The organism is Streptomyces sp. NPDC033180 (assembly GCF_055577645.1).
Genome location: NZ_JBVIPU010000017.1, coordinates 1 through 18,852, shown reverse-complemented (window position 1 = coordinate 18,852; position 18,852 = coordinate 1). Strand labels below are relative to the sequence as shown.

Sequence of the window (18,852 nt, the reverse complement as noted above, 5' to 3'; positions counted from 1 at the left end):
GGCTCTTCAGGGGTAACGACAGGGCCCCCCTCCCGGCTGCACGGCACCTACCCGGCGCGTGAGACTGGAGCCATGACATCCGCGAGCGCACACAGCGAGGGCGCCGAGCTGGGTCGCTACCTGCGCGCCCGCCGCACCCAGACCAGCCCCGAACACGTCGGCCTCACCGTCGGCGCCGGCATCCGCCGCACCCCCGGACTGCGCCGCGAGGAGCTGGCCACCCTCGCCGGCATCAGCATCGACTACTACGTACGCCTGGAACGCGGCAAGGAGACCCGCCCCAGCCCCGCCGTTCTGGACTCCCTCGCCCGCGCCCTGCACATGGACGACCAGGAACACCACCACCTGCGCGAGCTCGCCGCCCGCGCCGCCCGCTACGTATCCGAACCACCCCCCGCACCGTCCCGCACCGTGCGCCCCCACCTCAAGTTGCTGCTCGAATCACTGCGCCCGAACCCGGCCTACGTCATCAGCCGCAGCATGGACATGCTGGCCTGGAACCCCGGCGGTCTCGCCCTCTACGCGGGCCTGGACGACTGGCCCGCCAAACACCGCAACCTCGCCCGCTACCTCTTCCTCCACCCAGCGGCCCGCGCCCTCTTCCCCGACTGGGACCGGCAGATCACCGCCTGCGTCACCCGCCTGCGCGCCATCGCCGGCGCCGCACCGGACGCACCCGACCTCACCAGCCTCGTCGGCGAACTCCTCCTGAAAAGCGCCGACTTCGCGGGCCTGTGGGAGCGGTACGAAGTGACCGGACGCAAGCCCGCCCACAAAACGTTCCACCACCCCCAGGTCGGCACACTCACCCTCACGTCCCAGTCCCTGCACGTGGAAGGCACCCCCGGCCAGCGCATCGGCGTCTACACCGCCGAACCCGACAGTCCCGACCACGACGCTCTGCTCCTCCTCGACATGACCGCACCGCCAACAACAGAACGTCCCGCTCCGAAAGCCACCGGGCAGCATCCGTAACCAACGCGACACGTGGATTCGTCCGTGCCTCTCAGGCCCCTGTCGTGCCTCTCAGACCCCTGTCGTGCCTCTCAGACCCCTGTCGTGCCTCCCACACTCCTGTCCGCGCCTCGGGTGGCGGCCCAGGACGCGAGGAGGCGCAGCCCCTCTTCCGAGGGTGAGCCGGGTTCGGCGGTGTAGACGGTGAGGGTGAGGCCGGGCTCGGCTGCCATCTCCAGCCCTTCGTAGGCGAGGGTGAGGTCCCCGACGGCCTGGTGGTGGAAGCGTTTGGTGCCGGCGCCGTGGAGGCGGACGTTGTGGGCGCCCCAGCGGGTGCGGAAGTCGTCGCTTCGGGTGGAGAGTTCGCCGACCAGGTCGTGGAGGCCCTTGTCGTGGGGGTTGCGGCCGGCTTCGGTGCGCAGGATCGACACGGCGACGTCGGCGGCCTGGTTCCAGTCGGGGTAGAAACGGCGGGAGGCGGGGTCGAGGAAGTTGAACCGGGCGAGGTTGGCCTGGTTGTGGGGTGTGGCGTAGACGTCGTCGTAGAACGCGCGGGCGAGTTGGTTCGTGGCGAGCAGGTCCATACGGCCGTCCCGCACGAAGGCGGGGCCCGCGGTGACGGCGTCCAGGACCCACTGCAGGCTGCGGTGCGCCTTCCACTGCGGGGTGCGCCGCCGGGGGCGGGTGAGTGCGTCGGAGCCGTCGGCCGCGTGCGCGAGGTTGAGCAGGTGGGCGCGTTCGGCTTCGTCGAGCCGGAGCGCGCGGGCGAGGGCTTCCAGGACGGCCGGGGAGGCACCGGCGAGGTTGCCGCGTTCCAGTTTGGAGTAGTACTCCACGCTCATATCGGCCAGCGCGGCGACCTCGCTCCTGCGCAGGCCGGGCACCCGGCGTCGGCTGCCGGAGGGCAGGCCGGCCTGTTCGGGGGTGATCTTCGCTCGCCGCGAGGTCAGGAACTCGCGGACCTCTGCTTGGTTGTCCACACCTTCGACGGTACGTCCCGCACGCGGCCACAGGGATGTACCGGCAGTACACCCCTTGACCGTGCCTCGCTCCGCGCGCCGAGAGCGGGTTACCTGGATGACGTGGTGCTTTTCGCCCAGCCGTGAGCCGGCCGGACCGGGCGCCACGTTGGCTCTGCACTCGGCGACGGCCGCCGACCCCCGGCACGTCGCCTCGGCACGAAAAGGAACCTCCCTCATGCGCGGCGCAATGATCTATGCCCCCGGCGACATCCGATTCGAGACGCTGGACGACCCGAAGATCCTCACTCCGACCGACGCGGTCATCCGCACGGCGGTGACCTGCGTGTGCGGCTCGGACCTGTGGCCCTACCGCGGCGCCGAGCCGACGGACGAGCCGCACCCGATGGGCCACGAGTACGTCGGCTTCGTCGAGGAGGTCGGCTCCGAGGTCACCGCGGTCAAGCCGGGCCAGTTCGTGATCGGCTCGTTCGCCACCTCGGACAACACCTGCGCGAACTGCAAGAACGGCTTCCAGTCCAGCTGCCAGCACCGTGAATTCATGTCCACCTGCCAAGCCGACTACGTGCGCGTCCCCAACGCCCAGGGCACCCTCGTCGCCACCGACCAGGTCCCGGGCGAAGATCTGTGGCCCAGCCTGCTTGCCGTCTCCGACGTCATGGGCACCGGCTGGTGGGCCGCGGACGCCGCCGAGGTGGAGCCCGGCTCGACCGCCGTGGTGGTCGGGGACGGCGCGGTCGGTCTGTGCGCGGTGATCGCCGCCAAGGAGATGGGCGCGGAGCGGATCATCGCCATGTCCCGCCATGCCTCACGGCAGAAGCTGGCCCGCGAGTTCGGCGCCACCGACATCGTGGCCGAGCGCGGCGAGGAGGGCGTGGAGCGGATCAAGGAGCTGACCGGCGGGATCGGCGCCGACAGTGTGCTGGAGTGCGTCGGCACCGGTGAGGCCATGCAGCAGGCCCTGCACTCGGCTCGCCCCGGCGGCAACGTCGGTTTCGTCGGCGTCCCCCACGACGTCGCCGTCGACGGCCAGGAGCTGTTCTTCTCCCACGTCGGCCTGCGCGGCGGCCCCGCCCCCGTGCGCCGTTACCTGCCCGACCTCATCGAACTCGTCAAGACGAGTCGCATCGACCCGGGCAAGGTCTTCGACCTCACCCTGCCCCTCGACCAGGTCGCCGAGGGTTACAAGGCCATGGACGAGCGCCGCGCCATCAAGACGCTCCTCAAGCCCTGACACCTGACCCGTGACACCTGACATCTGACCCCTGACCCCTGACATGGGGATGCGCCATCTGTCGGCACGCCGAATCCCGACGTCTCTTGATCATTCGGAGGAACCTTCATGACGACCTTCGCCCTCGTCGGCGCCGGTCCCGGCCTCGGCCTGGCCTGCGCCCGCCGCTTCGGCGCCGCCGGTCACACCGTCGCCCTCCTCGCCCGCAACGCCGAACACCTCGACCTTCTCGTGGCTGAGCTGGGCCGCGACGGTATCCAGGCCGGCGGTTACACCGCCGACGTCTTGGATCCCGGCTCCCTCACCACCGCCCTGCGGCGGGCCGGTGAGGAGCTGGGGCCCGTGGAAATCCTGCAGTTCAGCCCGGTGCCCCGCGCCGACTTCATGAAGCCGGTCCTGGACACCGGCCCGGCCGACCTCGACGATCCGCTTGCCTTCTCCATCAAGGGACCGCTGACCTGCGTGAACGCGGTCCTGCCCGGGATGCGGACACTGGGGCGCGGCACGCTGCTGTTCGTCAACGGCGGCAGCGCGGTCCGCCCGCATCCCGACCGTGCGGGGACCTCGATCGCGTTCGCCGCCGAGAGCGCGTACGCGGCGATGCTGCACGACGCGCTCGCGGCCGAGAACATCCACGCCGCCCAGCTCATCGTGCCAGGAGCCATCACGGCGGAGTCCGAGCACTCCAGCCCGAGCGTGCTGGCCGAGCGGCTGTACGAGCTGCACGCCGGCCGGGACGGCTTTCGGCACTACGCCGAGCCGATGCCCACCTGAGCCGGAGGCCTTCTGCCATGCCCCGCACCGCCCTGCGCACCAGGGCTCACCCGGCCCCGGCCGCGGCGCTGCTGCTGGCGGTGACGGCGTGCAGCACCACCACGCCCACGGCCTCCGCCTCCGCCTCCGCCTCCGCCTCCCAAGGCGCGACGGGCCACTCCGTGAGCAACCGGCCGCCAACCCAACCCTCCGAGGAGAACAGCGCCGCCACGCGCCTCCGCCTCACAATCGACCGCCACAGCGTGAACGCCCGCTTGAACGGCAGCGCCACCGCGCGGGACTTCGCCGCGCTGCTGCCCCTCACCCTCGATCTCGACGACTCCCAGCACACCGAACGCGTCGCCGACCTGCCTCCAAGCACGGCGTGATCGGCCTGACCGGCAGCGCGGCCCTCGAAAACGCGCCGCGCGGCATCCGAATCAACGCAATCTGCCCTGGCACGATCGACACCCCCATGGCCAACGACATGATCGCCAAGGGAGAACTCGACCACGCCGAAGCCGAGGCGAACCAGCCCATCAGCCGCCTCGGCACCGCGGAGGAAATGGCCCAGGCCGTCCGGTGGCTGTGCAGTCCCGGCGCCGGCTTCGTCATCGGCGTCGCTCTGCCCGTCGACGGCGGCTACGTCACCCAGTAACCACCACGGGCCCCCCAACCCACACGACCCCGTCAAGGAGCGACCTCCATGCCGAAGCAGTCAGCCCCCGAGGAACTGCGCACCCTCGCCCCCAAACTCGTCGACGTGACCAACGACGTCCTCTTCAAGGACATCTGGGAACGCCCCGGCCTGTCCCCACGCGACCGCAGCCTGGTGACTGTCAGCGTTCTGGCTGCCCTCTACCGCAGCGAACAGCTTCCGTACCACCTTGGCGTGGCCCTGGAGAACGGCCTCAGCGTCGAGGAACTTTCCGAGGCCATCACCCACCTGGCCTTCTACGCCGGCTGGCCCAACGCCATGACCGCCATTACGCAGCTCAAGAAGATCGCCGACGATCGCGCCCTCTGACACCGGCGCAGCCCCACGCCGCCGCCACCGCCCACCCTGCAACGCGAACGGAAAAGAACCATGGAACACATCAACTCCACCCCTACCGCCAAAGCCCCGGCAGAGCGCTTCACCGGCGACGTCTACCTCAACCCCATCGAGACGCCCACCGACCCCGCCCGCCTCGCCACCGCGCTGGTCCGCTTCACCCCCGGCGCGCGCACGAACTGGCACTCCCACGCCAACGGCCAGACCCTCTACATCACCGACGGCGTCGGTGTCGTCGGCACTCGAGACGGAAAGGTCGCACGCGTGAGCGCCGGACAGACCGTCAAGTGCCCTGCCGGCGAGGAGCACTGGCACGGAGCCACCGACACCACACTCATGGCCCACATCGCCATGGTCGTCGGCGACACCGATGGAGACGGAACCACCTGGCTGGAGCCCGTCAACGACGAGCAGTACACCCAGGCCCTGGTCCAGGCCGGCACGGGCTGAGGGGCCCGCCCATGGCCGGCTGACCTCCCGAGGCCCGACTCGACGGCTCCCCCTCCCTCTCCCCCACGACAGCCCCGGGGGTAAGCCCGCCGGCCGGGGCTGCCCTGAGGCCTGGCTACTTTCGCCAGAACAGGTGGTGGGTCACGCCGCTCGGGCTGGGTACGACATCGAGGTGGAAGCGGTCGAGAAGCTCATCGGGGGACTCCCAAAGTCGCACTCGGACCCGAGCTTCACCGGCGAGACCGCCACGTGCAGGGTGTCGACGAGGTCGGCGTCGAGGAACTGCCGGATGACGGAGGCCCCGCCGCCGAGTCGGACGTCCTTGCCCTGCGCCGCTTCCCGCGCCTGCTCGAGCACTGTGGCCGGGTCGCCGTCGACGAAGTGGAAGGTGGTGTCGGAGAGCGTGAACGAAGGGCGCTTGTGGTGGGTCATGACGAACACCGGAGTGTGGAACGGGGGCTCGTCACCCCACCAGCCCTGCCACTCGTGGTTCTGCCAGGGCCCGCGCTGCGGCCCGAACTTGTTGCGGCCCATGATCTCGGCGCCGATGTTGTGCGCGAAGTCCCGCGTGAAGTAGTCGTCGAGACCGCGGCTGCCCCCGGGGTCGGTGCGATTGGGCCAGCTTGCCGTGGCGCCGGCCCAGGCGAACATGTCCCCGGGATCGACATGGCCGAACGGCCTCTCAAGGGTCTGGTCCTCACCGGCGGCGATCCCGTCACTCGAGACGCCGAAGTTCTGGGCTCTCAGTAGCTGAGCCACGTGCTGACGCACGAACCGATGGACCAACGCTGCCGCTCGAAGTGAACGAAGCCGGACAGTGAACGCGGCGTTGATAGGTTCGGCTTTCATGAAACCGGTCACCTCCTCCGACATACGCCTCCGTCAGCGCGCCGCGAACGCGGAGGCGTGGGGTTCCGTGCTGCTGGCAGCAGCCGCCGCTCTGTGGGTGTGGTTCGCCGTGCTCCTGCTGGTGCCCTACGACAACGGCGGCACCACGTGCGAGTCCCGGCTGTTCACAGATCGCCCCACCGCCAACACGCAGGGCAGCTGGGGCCGTGAGTGCGGCGCGCTGCGGGACTGGCCCAAGTCGCTCGGCATTCTCGGGCTGTCGGTTCCGGTGTCCGTGGCCGGAGCGGTCCTCAACACCCGCGGCAAGGCTTCACTGCGGCTGAGCGAGCAGGCCGACGAGATCGCCCATCTCAAAGAGCTGATCAACCGTCGTACCTCAGAGTGACCCAGCGTGCGTCGCCCGCCCCGATGGCTGTCTTGGCTACCGTCGAGGGACAGTCAAAACACTGCCGAGGGGTTCCCGTGATGACGCTGGCGCCAGAGAAACTCGCGGTCATGTTCGCCGAGTTGATGGAGCTGGCAGCATCTGAGACCGGTCGACACGCAGAGCGTGCCGCGCGCGTGCACACGCAGCGGTCGGCGCATCTACGGTTCCCACGGCGCGCTCGTGCGCTTTCGACCGTGCGGTGGGTCAGCCGGGCAGACGGACGGAACCAACACCGCCCTGAAGTCCCTTGCGGACGATGCCCTGTTCTGGAACGAGGGGCCCGGCCACGATGCGCAGGCCGCGGGCTGCCCATTGGTCGATGTGGATGTGACCGACCGGAGCGTGCAGGCGCTCTGGCCACGGGGGGCCGCGTGCCGCGGCTCTGCGCTACGGCCGGGTCACGGCACTGCCACTGGCAACTCACGGCAGCCCGGTCGGCGCACTTGTGCTGCTCGGTGCGAAACCCTGCAGAGCCGGGCTCAGACCGCCCAACTGCAGGGCGCGTTGACCAGCCGGGTCTACATCGAACAGGCCAAAGGCGCCCTTGCCGCTCGGCATGGCCTCACTACGGATGAGGCGTTTCGGCTCTTGCGACAACACGCCCGCTCTCATCGACGCAAGGCAGTCGAGGTCGCCCGCGACGTCATTGAGGGGCACATCGACCTTTCCGGCCAGGCCGACACGGAGTTGACCGTCCGACATGCCGGGAGGTGTGGCCGGGCAGCGGCACGGTCCGTCGCTGAAGTGCCGGACAGCCCGTGGGGTTTCAGACCCGGTCGGCCACGGCACGCACTGCGCAGGGTGAGCGCCGCGCCGAGACCCACGGGCAGAGTCGAAACCCACGGGCAGAATCGCACGCGAGGGGTACCTGTCCTGTGTGGGTGACATTTTCGTGGGCACGTGCTCGTGGACCGACCCGGCACTGGTGCGCAGCGGTTGGTTTCCGAGGGGACAGCGGGATGCCGAGGGGCGGTTGCGTTACTACGCCGGTCGGTTTCCGGTCGTCGAGGCCGACGCGTCGTACTACGCCCTGCCACAAGAGCGCGTCAGCCGCCTGTGGGCAGAGCGGACACCTGACGGGTTCACTTTTGACGTCAAGGCGTTCTCGTTGCTGACCGGGCACCCCACACGGGAGACGGTGATGCCGAAAGGGCTGCCGGCCGACTCCCAGGACTGCGGCGTGCTCGACGAGGTGTGGTCGCTGTTCGCCGAAGGAGTCGAACCGTTGCGGAAGGCTGGGCGGCTCGGGAGCGTGCTGTTTCAGTTTCCGCCGTGGTTGCGGCCCGGTGCCCGGGCCGAGCGGATCCTGGCACAGACCGCGCGACGCACGGCCAACTGGCCCATATCCGTGGAGTTCCGGCATCCTGACTGGTGGCGTTCAGAGCAGGCCGCCTCATCCACTCGCGCACAGCTCGCCGAGCACGGCATGGCCGCCGTAGCCGTCGACATGGCTCAAGGGCTGCCTTCTTCCCTGCCGCCTGTCACACCTGTCACCACCTCCCGGCTGGCCGTCGTGCGGTTCCACGGGCGCAGCACGTCGTGGGGACGAGGGAGCAAGGAAGACCGCTTCCGGTACACGTACCGCGAAGATGAACTCGCCGCGTGGCTGCCCCGGTTACGCGAGCTCGCCGGGCGGGCGCAGCGGGTCCATGTGCTGTTCAACAACTGCTGCGGTCGCGCCTCGGTCCAGGCTGCCGAGCAGATGGACCGACTGCTGCACGCAGACCACCCGCACCCATGACCGGTGGCAGGTCAGCGACGCGCACGCGGGGCAGCTTCGGGCATGACCGCGGGCGTACCGCACGGGCACAATCGGCACCGCCAATGGGCCGACAAATGACGGACGTTCACGTCCCGTTGACGTGCGCCGTCCAGCCCGCCAGGCTCGGGGCTGAACGTGCGCATCCCCCGTCCCCCGCCCCTCATGGAGTGCTCTGATGCCCAGACGCACCACCGCACGACTCATCCTCTCACTTGTCATGCTCATTGCCGCCACCCTGGGCGGCGTCGTCGCTACCGCCGGAACCGCTCAGGCAGACGGCTGCTACACGTGGTCGCGCACCTTGTCCCAAGGAGCCTCGGGCGCCGACGTGACACAGCTGCAGATCCGGGTGGCGGGGCATGCCGGCAACGGCGGCGTGCTCGCCATCGACGGTGCCTACGGACCGGCGACGACTGCCGCAGTCAAACGGTTCCAGTCGGCTTATGGACTGGCCGCCGACGGCGTTGCCGGTTCGGCGACATTCAGCAAGATCTACGCCCTCCAGGACAACGACTGCACACCGATCCACTTCACCTACGCCGAGCTCAACACCTGCAACTCCACCTGGGCGGGAGGCGCGGTGAGCGCTGGCACCGCGAAGTCGAACGCGCTGCGCACCATGTGGAAACTCGAGGCATTGCGGCACGCGCTCGGCGACCAACCCATTCGCGTGACCAGCGGCTTCCGCTCGCATGCCTGCAACGACGCGGTCGGCGGAGCAGCCGGCAGCCGCCACCTGTACGGCGATGCGGCCGACCTCGGCTCAGGCCCTCACTCGCTGTGCCGACTCGCCCAGCAGGCCCGCAACCACGGCTTCAACGGAATTCTCGGCCCCGGCTACCCGGGCCACAGCGACCACACCCACCTCGACCACCGCGCCGGCCGCTTCTGGTCGGCGTCGAGCTGCGGCATCTGAACGCCCCGGTGGGTGCTCCCGGCCCGCCCAGGGGCACCTTCCGGACAACTCAGTTCAGAATGCGGCGAGTTCACCGACGCCGGCGAGGATCCACCGATCCGCTACCGTGTCCTGCTCCGAGCGTCGGTGCGTACTGCGGTGGTCGCCAGGGTGGTGTAGTTCATCAGGAAGCGTCCGCCCAGCGCGTCGATGGCTTCCCCCACCGCGTCCAGTACCTCGGTCAGTTGATCGGGTCGGAGCAGGGTGAGGCTGCCGATGGTAGGGAGCAGGTCCAGCCACTGGTCGCGTGTGTAGGACTGCTCCCAGTCGAATCGCCACTGTTCGGGCTCGTCGAATTGCTCGGTCTCACGGATCTTGTCGGCGTACGTCGCGTATCCCGCCTGGTAGAGGTGGAGCGGTCGCCGGGCCGACTGACCCGACCGACCCGACTGGGCCGACTGACCCGACTGGGTCGGTTGTCTGTTGAGCGGGGAGTCGGGGGCCACCCGTCGGTAAGCGGCGGCGAACGGTTCGGCCACCTCGGCAGGTGGCTCGTACACATGGCCGAAGATCGCCAGCCGTCCCCCTGGACGCAGCACATGTGCCGCCTTCATGGCGCCGGCCACCGGGTCCGTCCAGTGCCACGACTGGGCTGCGATGACCGCGTCGAATGTCCGGCCTGCCGTCTCCCAGGCTTCGAACGTGGCCACCTCGACCCGCAGGTCACCGGATCGTGCGAAGTCAGCCATCCGCGCATCGGGCTCGACGCCGAGCACAGTGCAGCCGGCGGCCTGGAACTGGCGGGCTGCGATGCCAGTGCCGCAGCCCACATCGAGCACGTCGGCCCCGGGGGCTCCCGTGACGATCCGCGCCACCAACGCATCGGGGTAGCCCGGCCGGGCTTGGTCGTAGCGTTGCGCGTCCGTTCCGAACGACTCGGCCATCCGCCGGACTTCATGCGGCCTCGCCGACGACGGCTCCGGCTGCTCTCGAGGTAAAATGGGCATGCGCCCACTCTAGTGGGCGCATGCCCACTAGGCAACGGTCGCCCTGCGGGCAGACGAAACGAGAGGATCTGTCAGTGCCGACTGGGGTGCACCTTCGCGACGCTCGGCAGCAGCTGTTCGAGGCTGCTGAACGCGTGCTGCTGCGAGACGGACCGAACGGGCTGACCAGCCGGGCCGTCACCGACGAGGCGGGCTACGCCAAAGGCGTCCTGCACCGGCACTTCACCGACTTCGACGCCTTCCTCACCGACCTCGTGCTCGACCGGGCCGCGCAGCTCGAGGTACAGGCGAGCGCGCTGCGCGAGTCCGCCGGCACCGGCACGGTGGCCGACAACCTCACCGCCGCGCTCACCACCCTGTTCGGGCCGATTCCGGTGGCGATCATCCCGCTCATCACCTTCCGGGACGAGCTGCGCGCACGACTGCGAAAAGCCATGCCCGCAGGCGGAATCGCGATCCTCGCCCAGGCCACGACGGCTATCTCCCACTATCTGGTCGACGAGCGGGAGTTGGGCCGCGTCGCACCCGACGCAGACATCGACTCCCTCACCCTCTCCCTGGTCGGTGGCGGGCATCTTCTGTTCGCGGACCGCGACCCCGGCCCGCCGACCACCGCAGCCGTCGGCCAACTCGTGACAGCAGTCATCACTGGCGTCGTAACCCTACGACCGGCCTAGAGCCTGTTCGATCCTGTTCCATGGGGCGTGATGAACGACAGGCCAAGTGCCGTCAGGCCGTGGCTGAGTGACTGTTTGAGATCTCTGCTCGCCGGAGCCAGCGGGTTGGACGCTGGGGGTATGGCCTTTGGCGTGATGCTCCGGCGGTACTGTCCGGGATGGGGGTGCCGCCGGCGCCGAAGAAGTCCCTGGCCGTGGCCGATCCTTCTGTGCCCGGACGCTGGTTGCCGCCCCGGCTACTTCGTGAGGTACTGCGCTGCCGCCAGGGCGTGGTTCGGACGGTGTGCGTCCTCGATCGCTACCGACTCGTTCGCCGCACTGCACTCGCTTCCTTCTGGGCCGTACCAGCTACGAACACCTCGTCCAGCATTCCGAGACCCGGATCACCTGGGCCGCCGTCACGCTCATGACCAGACGACCCACCCGGCCGAGCCCAGTACCACGACCCCTCTGACCTGCTGCCAAAACGATGTGCGGATCGCGCATTCGTCAGCACTCGACGGGCATCCTCACGCATCTGCCGAGCCCCTCTACAAGCTCAGACGGACGAGGTCACGTTTGGGAGGGGCTGCCCCCTGGGAGTGAATGGATCACAGGGCAGGGATGTGGCCTGCCCTTTTCCGAAGGAGAAGCCATGCGAGTCCGCATCGCCCTGATCGCGCTGGGCCTGGCCACTGTCGGCGCGCTAGGAGTAGCCGCTCCGGCCGCCGCGGCCGAGGAACCGTCGCACAAGCCTTGCGCTGGGATCCCGGCCAAGCAGAACGTCGGAAGCATCCTGGGCATCGTGCCCAACCTGAACGTTGAAGTCCCCATCCTTTCGAACCAGCAGACCCAGCCGTGTGTCGAAGGTGACCAGCCAGGGTGACAACCTCCGGTGCGCGGCGCCCTCAGAATCCCCACGGCCGAACCCACGGGCCAGGCAACGCCGGGCGCCCGGCGTTGCCTGGCCCGTGGGGTTGCGCAACTGAAGAGCGCTGTCTGCCGTCATTCACCAAGTAGCACGCTCAGGTGCCCGACGACCTACTTTTCCCGCGCCGGCTGGACCGGGTGGGGCCGAGTCGGGGTTTCTGGCGGCCTGGGCGTTCTTCCTGAGGACGAGGGTGGCCGTGAGCCCGACGGCCGGTGCGAGCATCAGCCCGATCCAGGAGAAGTTCCTGGGCCAGTCCTCACTCACATTCGGCGTGTGGGGCAGTGGTTTGTGGGCGTCAGGCCGGCGGCACAACAGGTTGCATCCACACAAGTACTGTTCGTGAGAGGGGGCTGGTGTACGACAGGAATGAGGATCCATGCCCCTGCGAAGTCTCACCCGGTCTGCCACTCAGCCCGGTAAGGCCACCGCGTTCCTGGCTCTGACGTTGGTCGTAGTGTCTGGATGTGCCTCCACGGCTCCCCCCGAGGGCACCCCCTCACCCTCTGCCGTGCTGACGTTGGCCCCCCTCACCGAGCAGATTCCCGAGCCGCTGCACACCTATTACGAGCAGCGCTTGCGGTGGCACGACTGCGCGGGCCAGGCAGGCTTTGAGTGCTCCACGATGCGGGTTCCACTGGACTACGAACGCCCGCGTGCGGGGGAAGAGGTCCGCATCGCGGTGTCGAGGAAGAAGGCGACGGCCGGTGACCGTATCGGCTCGCTCCTGGTCAATCCCGGCGGACCCGGAGGCTCCGCGGTCGACTACCTGCAGCAGGCAGCCGCCTCCAGCTATCCGGCGCCGGTCCGTGCCCGCTACGACATGGTCGCCTTCGACCCTCGGGGGGTGGGCCACAGCCATCCGGTCAAGTGCGGCAAGGAGTACGCGCACGATCCGACTCCCGACACCCCGGCCGAGATCAGCGGAGTAGTGAAGGCGGCCAAGAGTTTCGCCGCGGCATGCAAGAAGAACGGTGGCGAGTTGCTGGCGCATATCAGCACCGTCGAAGCGGCACGGGACATGGACGTGCTGCGTGCGCTGCTCGGGGACGACAAGCTGCACTACGTCGGCAAGTCCTACGGAACACTGCTGGGCGCCACGTACGCCGGCCTATTCCCTTCGCGCGTCGGCCGGCTCGTCCTGGACGGCGCCATGGACCCGACGCTGGACGCCCGGGAGAAGATGCGGGTACAGGCGCACGCTTCCAATGTGGCCTTCGACTCCTTCGCCGGCGACTGTGTGAAGCGTTCCGGATGCCCTCTGGGCTCGTCAGTCAAGGAGGTCGGGACCCGGCTTGACGCACTGATGAGGAGAGTGGAGGACAAGCCCATGCCCGCCAAGGACGGCGGCAGCACGCTGGATGAGCTGCACGCCTTCGCGGGGGTGCAGTCCGCGCTCGGCGATGCGAGTTCCTGGCCTGACCTGCGCACGGCGCTGCAGGCCGCGGAGCAAGGTGATGGCTCCGGTCTGGTGAAGCTTTCCGGTGAAGCCGAGAACCCGGATGACAGCAACATCGCGGTCCGCTGCCTGGACCAGCCGCCTGCCTTCGCCGACCCTCAGAGCGTCAAGGCTGCCCTGCCCGCTTTCGAGAAGGCCTCCCCACGCTTCGGCCGGGTGGGAGCGTGGGAGGGGCTGGACTGCACTTACTGGCCGGTCAAGGCAACCGGCGGCCAGCATCGCATCGAGGCTGAAGGCGCCGACCCGATCCTGGTCATCGGCGCCTCCCGCGACCCCGCCACCCCACACGCATGGGCGAAGGCACTGGCCGGCCAGCTGGACTCGGGGGTCCTGCTCACCTACGACGGAGATGGCCACACCGCCTACACCCAAGGCAGCGCGTGCATCGACGCCACCGTCAACGACTATCTCCTGCACGGCAAAACACCACAGAACGGCAAACGCTGCGGCTGACGAGCGAAAGCCACCGGCGAAGACGCTGGAGAGCGCTCGGCGAGGGCCGGTCGTCACGGTTCACCTCGGCACGGTCCGCTTCGGGAACGCGTCCGCTGTGCGCGCCCGGGCTGCAGGCCACCCGAAGTGATCCTAGTGTCCTCTTATGCGCCGCTATGGGTGGAAAGTTGAAGTGGGGGGCGCCCTCCTCGTCGCCGTACTTGTGGCGGGGGGCTGCACCGGCAGGATGGCGGCCCCCGAGCCACCGCCGGAGCTGGCTTGGCGGGCCTGCCCCCTGCCGGGGCAGAAGACACGTCAGTGCTCGACGCTCGCCGTTCCCCTGGACTGGAACCGTCCCGAAGGACAACAGATCGGCATGGCTGTCGCTCGCCTCCCGGCGAGCGAGCCGTCGCGACGCATCGGAGCGCTGCTGTGGAACCCCGGCGGCCCCGGCAACACAGGGCGGTATGTCCCCAGCCCTCTCCTGCCCGCTGAACTGGCCCAGCGTTTCGACTTGATCGGTTTCGACCCGCGGGGTGTCGGGCGCAGTGCCCGCGTCGATTGCGGCGAGATGCCCAAGGAATTCGACCGTGTCAACGGCGTGACGGACGTGGCCAAGCTGCCCCAGCGAGCAGTCAACGTCATCGACAGCGCCGCAGTGGACTGGACGAAGAAATGCCGGGCCAAGGAGGGAGGCCTGATCGGCCACCTGGGCACGCGTCAGGTCGTCGACGATGTCGACGCCCTGCGGGGCGCATTGGGCGAGGAGACCATCAGCATGCTGACGGTCTCCTATGGCACGCTCATCACACAGGCCTACTTGGAGCGCCATCCCCGCCGGGTGCGCGCGGCCGTGCTGGACGGGGTCATCGACGCGCCCAAGGACGGAGCCCTCCTGGCCGCGCAGGACGCCATCCCGGTGGATGAACTGCAGAGCGAGGGCACCGAGGAAGAGCGCCTGGCCAGTGAACTCCAGCTGTCTCTGGGCGGCGGCTTCGCCCCTTGGTGCAGTGCCCGACCCGAGCAGTGTCCAGTCGCCCCCGACCCCATCGGTAGAACAGTCGACGCCGCCCACCTTGGCTCACATGACGAGACACGAGCCAACACCGTGAGAACCGCGGCCAAGTTTGCCGGCTACCAACCACAAGAGTGGAAACGCTTCGCCCAGGCGGTGGCCGCTGCCAACGCCGACCCCGGCGACACCCGGCCGCTGGAAGACTTCGCGGCCCAAGGCTGGCCGAAGGCTCTGAGCAAAGAGTTCGGCGCCGCTCAAGGCGGCACCGCAGGCATCGCCATCCGCTGCAACGACGCCTCTTGGCCAAAGACGACCGGCGAACTCCTGCGCCGCTTCTCCAAGCTCGCCAGGAAAACAGGCAACGACGGCAGCGTCCACGACTACCTCGCATGCCCCCGGTGGCCCCGCCCCGACCGCCCGCTGGACACCCCGACCGCCCCCGGAACGCCACCTGCCGCCCTCCTGATCAACACTGAGCACGACCCACGCACCACTCTCACCGAAGCCCAGCACGTGGCCAAGCGTCTCCACGTTCCCCTGCTGACCGTCGAAGGCAAGGAACACGGCATCACCCTCACCGGGAACCCCTGCGTCACCAGAGCACTCCTCGACTTCCTTCTCCACAAGCACAAGCCCACCGAAGACTGCACATGATCAGCAGGGCACCCCGACTGCTGAAACCGGGCCCGCGCCGCTCCTCCCAGTCACGTCGATCGTTCGCCTCCCGCACCCTGAGACGGGCTCACGGTTGACGACACCCGGCCCGAGGCAGGGTGTCCCACCTGTTGGACATCGACGCCATCCTTGTCGACGTCGACGACGAGGATGACGTTGTCGAGGAGCGACGCGGGTTGCGGCTCGGTCGGGCCCGGCTCGCAGCCGGTCGTTCCGCTCCGCTCGCCGTCGCATCCCCGAGTCCGGAAGTCAGCAGCCTAGGAGGCTCTCCCAGAATCGGATCTCCCAGCCCGAGACGCCAAGTAGTCAGCGAACGACAGGGGCGGGTGGGCGCCAGCGCGCCCGTGCGGACAGACGTGCCGCCGAGAACATTGATCAACAGAGCGTGCCGCGGAACGAGTCGCCCGCCCACCCAGGACGGGTCGTACGGCAAAAGGGTGATCATTACACCGGCGGTCTCCAGGGGCGGTCACCGGCCGCCGATGAAAGGGGCCCGGGCCTGCGACTTTCCCCGGGCACCACCTCCCGATCGGCAAAGAGGAACTATGACCTTCAACGCGCACCGCACCGTCGGCATCGCGGCCCCGTTCGTCCTGGCGCTGGCCGCCCTCGCCTCGCCGGCGCATGCTGCCGCCGGACCTCACCACGGCGGCCCGAACTGCCAGGCCATCGACTCCTACGCTCCCAACAAGAACGAGGAGCACACCGTCGTCATCACCGACGGCCACGCCTACGCCGGCGCTTGGGACGAGAAGGCCAAGACCGTCGTGTGGCAGAAACTGTCCGACAACAAGGGCTACCCGGCACGCGCCTGCGACATCACTCTCAGCGAGCAGGGCCAGTCCGTCTGGATCAAGGCCATTACCACTGACGGCCGTGTGTACGAGACCTCGTGCGTCAGCCCCGGCAAGAAGCTCATCTGCGGCAAGCCCTGGAGCCGCCTCCACTGACGAGCCAAGCCGCACGCCGACGTCACCATGCAGCCCATGCACAACAGTCGAGGTCGATACCGAGGCAGGCGGCGTGGTCGACGAGGTAGCCGCGGTCGGACCAGCCGTCGCACAGGCCGGTCGGCTCCGGTTCTGCGGCCTTCTTCCTCGCGGACACGGCTCCGCGGCAGGGCGTTGAGCTGCTCGAAGATGCCGTCGCGTGCCCACCGACCGAAATAGTCGTAGACGGTGTTCCAGTGCGGATGGCCGTGCGGGAGATAGCGCCAGGGGATGGCGGTGCGGGCTGCGTGGAGGATCGCGTCGAGCAGGTCGCGAAGGTTGTGTGCGGGGGGTGCCGAATGCCAGGAGGCGACAGGTATGGATGGCCCGGCAGGGCTCGCGGGGTCGAAGCTGAAGCATTCGGAGTGCGGTGCCTCGTGGGATGAAACAGGAGCAGATGGGGCGCAACAGCAACCTCACGGCCTCCCGAGCCCCATCCGGCTCACTGTCCACGCTGACTTCTTCCATCACTCACCACGAAGTGATGCCAAGGCGGCCGTTTCGAGGATGGTCTCGACGAAAGCGCGCAGCCTCGGGGTGTTCGCCGCGGCCGGCCACAGGAGGCCGTACTCCACCGGAGGGGCGTCGCTGAAGGGCACGTAGACGATGTCCGGGCGGGAGTAGTAGTGCGCCGCGCGTGCGCTGGTGGGGGAAACCCCCTTGCCCGCGCCGACCATGGTGAGCACGTCCTGCCAGGCGGTGGTCGACGGGCCGCGGGGAATGAGGCGGCCCTGCGGTGTGCGGTGGGGGTAGTGGAGGTCGAGGAAGTACTGGGGCTGGCCGGTGATGGTGATCAGGGGGGCCTCGGCGAGGTCCTCAAGGGAGACCGTCTCCCGCTCGGCGAAGGGGTGGTCGGCGGGGACGATCAGCGCGCGAGGCTCAGTGAAGAGGACTGGACCGTTGACGATGTCGGGCTCGTCAATCGGCAGCTCGATGAGCTGAAGATCGCGACTGCCGTCGCGCATCGGGCCGAGCGGTTCGAGCAGGGGGGACTCGTAGATGTGGATCCGGCAGTCCGGGTGGCGGGCGCGGAAGGTGTCGGCGGCCGCCACGATGAGATTCCCGCACCACGCGGTGGCATAGCCGATGTGGAGCTCCCCGGTGATCCCCCGCCCGGCGGCGCTCGCGGCGGCCAGCGCCTCCTGGATGTGCTGATAGCCGACGGCGAGGCCGTCCCTGAGCTGCGCGCCGATGGGGGTCAGTTGGACGTTGCGGCTGGTGCGCTTGAACAGTTCGGCGCCGATGACGCGTTCCTGCTTCTTGATGGCCTGGCTGACGCGGGCCGGGGTGACGTGCAATCGGTCGGCCGTGCGCCCGAAATGCAGTTCCTCCGCCAGGGCCAGGAAGATCTCTATCTCCCGCAACTCCACGCTCCACGCCCCCGCATCATGAACCGCTGTGTTAAGTGTCGTTGCAGGATACGACGTTGATCTGCCGTCCCGCGTTGCCGATGCTGTTCCGTGAGGACAGACGGCTGCGCGGAAGGAGCTCAGTGCATGAACATCATGGCGTCGGCAGTGCTGCCGACCGTCGACGACGCCACGGTCTCGAGCCGGTTCTTCTCCGGCCATCTGGGGTGGGAGCAGGGGCGGAGGCAGTGATCCAGCTTCTGGAGTGAGTGCCACCCGTCGGCGCCTGACCGCACTTCAACTTCGTGCGCATGCCGCTCGCTGCGGTGATCACGTGCTCCGCCGTGTCCGCGAGCCCCGTCCTGGCCCACCTCAGCCACGACGCACTTCGACCTCCGACCTTCAAGCTTCAGCCCTTGTACCTACTGCCTTCAAACGGGAGGGCCACATGTCTTCTTCTGTCATGCCCACGACTGATATCGCGTCCCGGCAGGGTGGTGGACGCCCACCGACCGCTGCCATCATCGCCACTGGTCTGCACAAGTCGTACGGCGACAAGACCGTCCTCAACAGCATCGATCTCACCGTCCCAGCAGGGTCCGTCTTCGCGCTGCTCGGGCCGAACGGCGCGGGCAAGACCACCGCCGTGAAGATCCTCTCCACGCTCATCACCGCCGACGGCGGGGATCTGCACGTCGGCGGCCACGACCTGGCCGCCGAACCGCAGGCCGTGCGTGCCGCGATCGGTGTCACCGGTCAGTTCTCGGCCGTGGACGGTCTGATCACCGGCGAGGAGAACATGCTCCTCATGGCCGACCTGCACCACCTGCCCAAGCACGAAGGACGGCGGGTCGCCGCCGAGCTGCTCGAACGGTTCGATCTCACCGAAGCCGCCAAGAAGCCCGCCTCCACCTACTCCGGCGGCATGAAACGACGCCTGGACATCGCCATGACCCTGGTCGGCAACCCGCGGATCATCTTCCT

At 68.7% G+C, this 18,852-nt stretch carries 20 protein-coding genes and 3 pseudogenes; 17 read left to right on the top strand and 6 right to left on the bottom strand.

Annotation, left to right across the window (positions count from 1 at the left end):
- Positions 1 to 72 precede the first annotated feature (72 nt).
- Entirely contained in the window at positions 73 to 975 is a 903-nt protein-coding gene (locus tag ACZ5WE_RS32665; RefSeq protein ID WP_467694009.1) for a helix-turn-helix transcriptional regulator, read from the top strand.
- Positions 976 to 1,046: 71 nt separating this feature from the next.
- Here ACZ5WE_RS32665 and ACZ5WE_RS32660 read toward each other — a convergent pair whose 3' ends face one another.
- A complete protein-coding gene (locus tag ACZ5WE_RS32660) occupies positions 1,047 to 1,934 on the bottom strand; it encodes a helix-turn-helix transcriptional regulator (protein WP_467694008.1) in 888 nt (295 codons plus the stop codon).
- A 217-nt stretch (positions 1,935 to 2,151) separates the two neighbouring features.
- Here ACZ5WE_RS32660 and ACZ5WE_RS32655 point away from each other — a divergent pair, with 217 nt between their 5' ends.
- From ACZ5WE_RS32655 to ACZ5WE_RS32630, 6 genes and pseudogenes are all read left to right on the top strand, one after another.
- Positions 2,152 to 3,168 (top strand): zinc-dependent alcohol dehydrogenase family protein, encoded by a 1,017-nt coding sequence (locus tag ACZ5WE_RS32655; RefSeq protein ID WP_467694007.1) that lies wholly within the window; start codon positions 2,152 to 2,154, stop codon positions 3,166 to 3,168.
- Positions 3,169 to 3,276: 108 nt separating this feature from the next.
- Complete coding sequence (locus ACZ5WE_RS32650) at positions 3,277 to 3,942, top strand: SDR family oxidoreductase (protein WP_467694005.1); 666 nt, start codon at positions 3,277 to 3,279, stop codon at positions 3,940 to 3,942.
- Positions 3,943 to 3,959: 17 nt separating this feature from the next.
- Positions 3,960 to 4,310 (top strand): cyclophilin-like fold protein, encoded by a 351-nt coding sequence (locus ACZ5WE_RS32645; RefSeq protein WP_467694004.1) that lies wholly within the window; start codon positions 3,960 to 3,962, stop codon positions 4,308 to 4,310.
- Positions 4,292 to 4,579 (top strand): annotated as a pseudogene (locus tag ACZ5WE_RS32640) (SDR family oxidoreductase); the annotation flags it as partial. The gene ACZ5WE_RS32645 and the pseudogene ACZ5WE_RS32640, both read left to right, overlap by 19 nt.
- 48 nt (positions 4,580 to 4,627) lie before the next feature.
- The gene (locus ACZ5WE_RS32635) at positions 4,628 to 4,948 is read left to right on the top strand and encodes a carboxymuconolactone decarboxylase family protein (RefSeq protein ID WP_467694002.1); all 321 of its coding nucleotides are present in this window, start codon (positions 4,628 to 4,630) and stop codon (positions 4,946 to 4,948) included.
- 60 nt (positions 4,949 to 5,008) lie between these two features.
- Positions 5,009 to 5,425, top strand: coding sequence for a (R)-mandelonitrile lyase (locus tag ACZ5WE_RS32630; protein WP_467694000.1), 417 nt, complete (start codon positions 5,009 to 5,011; stop codon positions 5,423 to 5,425).
- A 115-nt stretch (positions 5,426 to 5,540) separates the two neighbouring features.
- Here ACZ5WE_RS32630 and ACZ5WE_RS32625 read toward each other — a convergent pair.
- Positions 5,541 to 6,184, bottom strand: a pseudogene (locus ACZ5WE_RS32625) (dihydrofolate reductase family protein).
- Positions 6,185 to 6,272: 88 nt separating this feature from the next.
- Here ACZ5WE_RS32625 and ACZ5WE_RS32620 point away from each other — a divergent pair.
- From ACZ5WE_RS32620 to ACZ5WE_RS32605, 4 genes are all read left to right on the top strand, one after another.
- Entirely contained in the window at positions 6,273 to 6,659 is a 387-nt protein-coding gene (locus ACZ5WE_RS32620; protein ID WP_467693998.1) for a hypothetical protein, read from the top strand.
- Positions 6,660 to 6,824: 165 nt separating this feature from the next.
- A complete protein-coding gene (locus ACZ5WE_RS32615) occupies positions 6,825 to 7,586 on the top strand; it encodes an ANTAR domain-containing response regulator (protein ID WP_467693996.1) in 762 nt (253 codons plus the stop codon).
- Positions 7,579 to 8,442 (top strand): DUF72 domain-containing protein, encoded by an 864-nt coding sequence (locus ACZ5WE_RS32610; RefSeq protein WP_467693994.1) that lies wholly within the window; start codon positions 7,579 to 7,581, stop codon positions 8,440 to 8,442. Before ACZ5WE_RS32615 ends, ACZ5WE_RS32610 begins: the two co-directional genes overlap by 8 nt.
- Before the next feature lie 196 nt (positions 8,443 to 8,638).
- The gene (locus ACZ5WE_RS32605; protein WP_467693993.1) at positions 8,639 to 9,379 is read left to right on the top strand and encodes a D-Ala-D-Ala carboxypeptidase family metallohydrolase; all 741 of its coding nucleotides are present in this window, start codon (positions 8,639 to 8,641) and stop codon (positions 9,377 to 9,379) included.
- A gap of 101 nt (positions 9,380 to 9,480) precedes the next feature.
- On the opposite strand, the gene ACZ5WE_RS32600 is transcribed toward ACZ5WE_RS32605, so the two are convergent.
- Entirely contained in the window at positions 9,481 to 10,365 is an 885-nt protein-coding gene (locus ACZ5WE_RS32600; RefSeq protein ID WP_467693991.1) for a class I SAM-dependent methyltransferase, read from the bottom strand.
- A 74-nt stretch (positions 10,366 to 10,439) separates the two neighbouring features.
- Here ACZ5WE_RS32600 and ACZ5WE_RS32595 point away from each other — a divergent pair, with 74 nt between their 5' ends.
- The 5 genes from ACZ5WE_RS32595 to ACZ5WE_RS32575 all read left to right on the top strand — a co-directional run bounded on the left by ACZ5WE_RS32595 (position 10,440) and on the right by ACZ5WE_RS32575 (position 16,480).
- Positions 10,440 to 11,042 (top strand): TetR/AcrR family transcriptional regulator, encoded by a 603-nt coding sequence (locus ACZ5WE_RS32595; protein WP_467693989.1) that lies wholly within the window; start codon positions 10,440 to 10,442, stop codon positions 11,040 to 11,042.
- A gap of 634 nt (positions 11,043 to 11,676) precedes the next feature.
- Positions 11,677 to 11,907, top strand: a complete 231-nt coding sequence (locus ACZ5WE_RS32590) for a hypothetical protein (protein WP_467693987.1) — start codon at positions 11,677 to 11,679, stop codon at positions 11,905 to 11,907.
- A 421-nt stretch (positions 11,908 to 12,328) separates the two neighbouring features.
- Positions 12,329 to 13,861, top strand: a complete 1,533-nt coding sequence (locus ACZ5WE_RS32585; RefSeq protein WP_467693985.1) for an alpha/beta hydrolase — start codon at positions 12,329 to 12,331, stop codon at positions 13,859 to 13,861.
- A gap of 355 nt (positions 13,862 to 14,216) precedes the next feature.
- Positions 14,217 to 15,509, top strand: coding sequence for an alpha/beta fold hydrolase (locus ACZ5WE_RS32580; protein WP_467693983.1), 1,293 nt, complete (start codon positions 14,217 to 14,219; stop codon positions 15,507 to 15,509).
- Between the two features lie 566 nt (positions 15,510 to 16,075).
- Entirely contained in the window at positions 16,076 to 16,480 is a 405-nt protein-coding gene (locus ACZ5WE_RS32575; protein ID WP_467693981.1) for a hypothetical protein, read from the top strand.
- 22 nt (positions 16,481 to 16,502) lie between these two features.
- Here the strand turns inward: ACZ5WE_RS32575 and ACZ5WE_RS32570 are convergent, their stop codons facing one another.
- From ACZ5WE_RS32570 to ACZ5WE_RS32560, 3 genes and pseudogenes are all read right to left on the bottom strand, one after another.
- Positions 16,503 to 16,637, bottom strand: coding sequence for a hypothetical protein (locus tag ACZ5WE_RS32570; RefSeq protein ID WP_467693979.1), 135 nt, complete (start codon positions 16,635 to 16,637; stop codon positions 16,503 to 16,505).
- Positions 16,615 to 16,839, bottom strand: a pseudogene (locus ACZ5WE_RS32565) (transposase); the annotation flags it as partial. The pseudogene ACZ5WE_RS32565 and the gene ACZ5WE_RS32570, both read right to left, overlap by 23 nt.
- Before the next feature lie 147 nt (positions 16,840 to 16,986).
- A complete protein-coding gene (locus tag ACZ5WE_RS32560) occupies positions 16,987 to 17,889 on the bottom strand; it encodes a LysR family transcriptional regulator (RefSeq protein ID WP_467693977.1) in 903 nt (300 codons plus the stop codon).
- Between the two features lie 442 nt (positions 17,890 to 18,331).
- Between ACZ5WE_RS32560 and ACZ5WE_RS32555 the strand changes: the two genes are divergently transcribed.
- Positions 18,332 to 18,852 (top strand): ABC transporter ATP-binding protein (locus ACZ5WE_RS32555; RefSeq protein ID WP_467693975.1); only part of this gene is annotated, 521 nt, incomplete at its 3' end.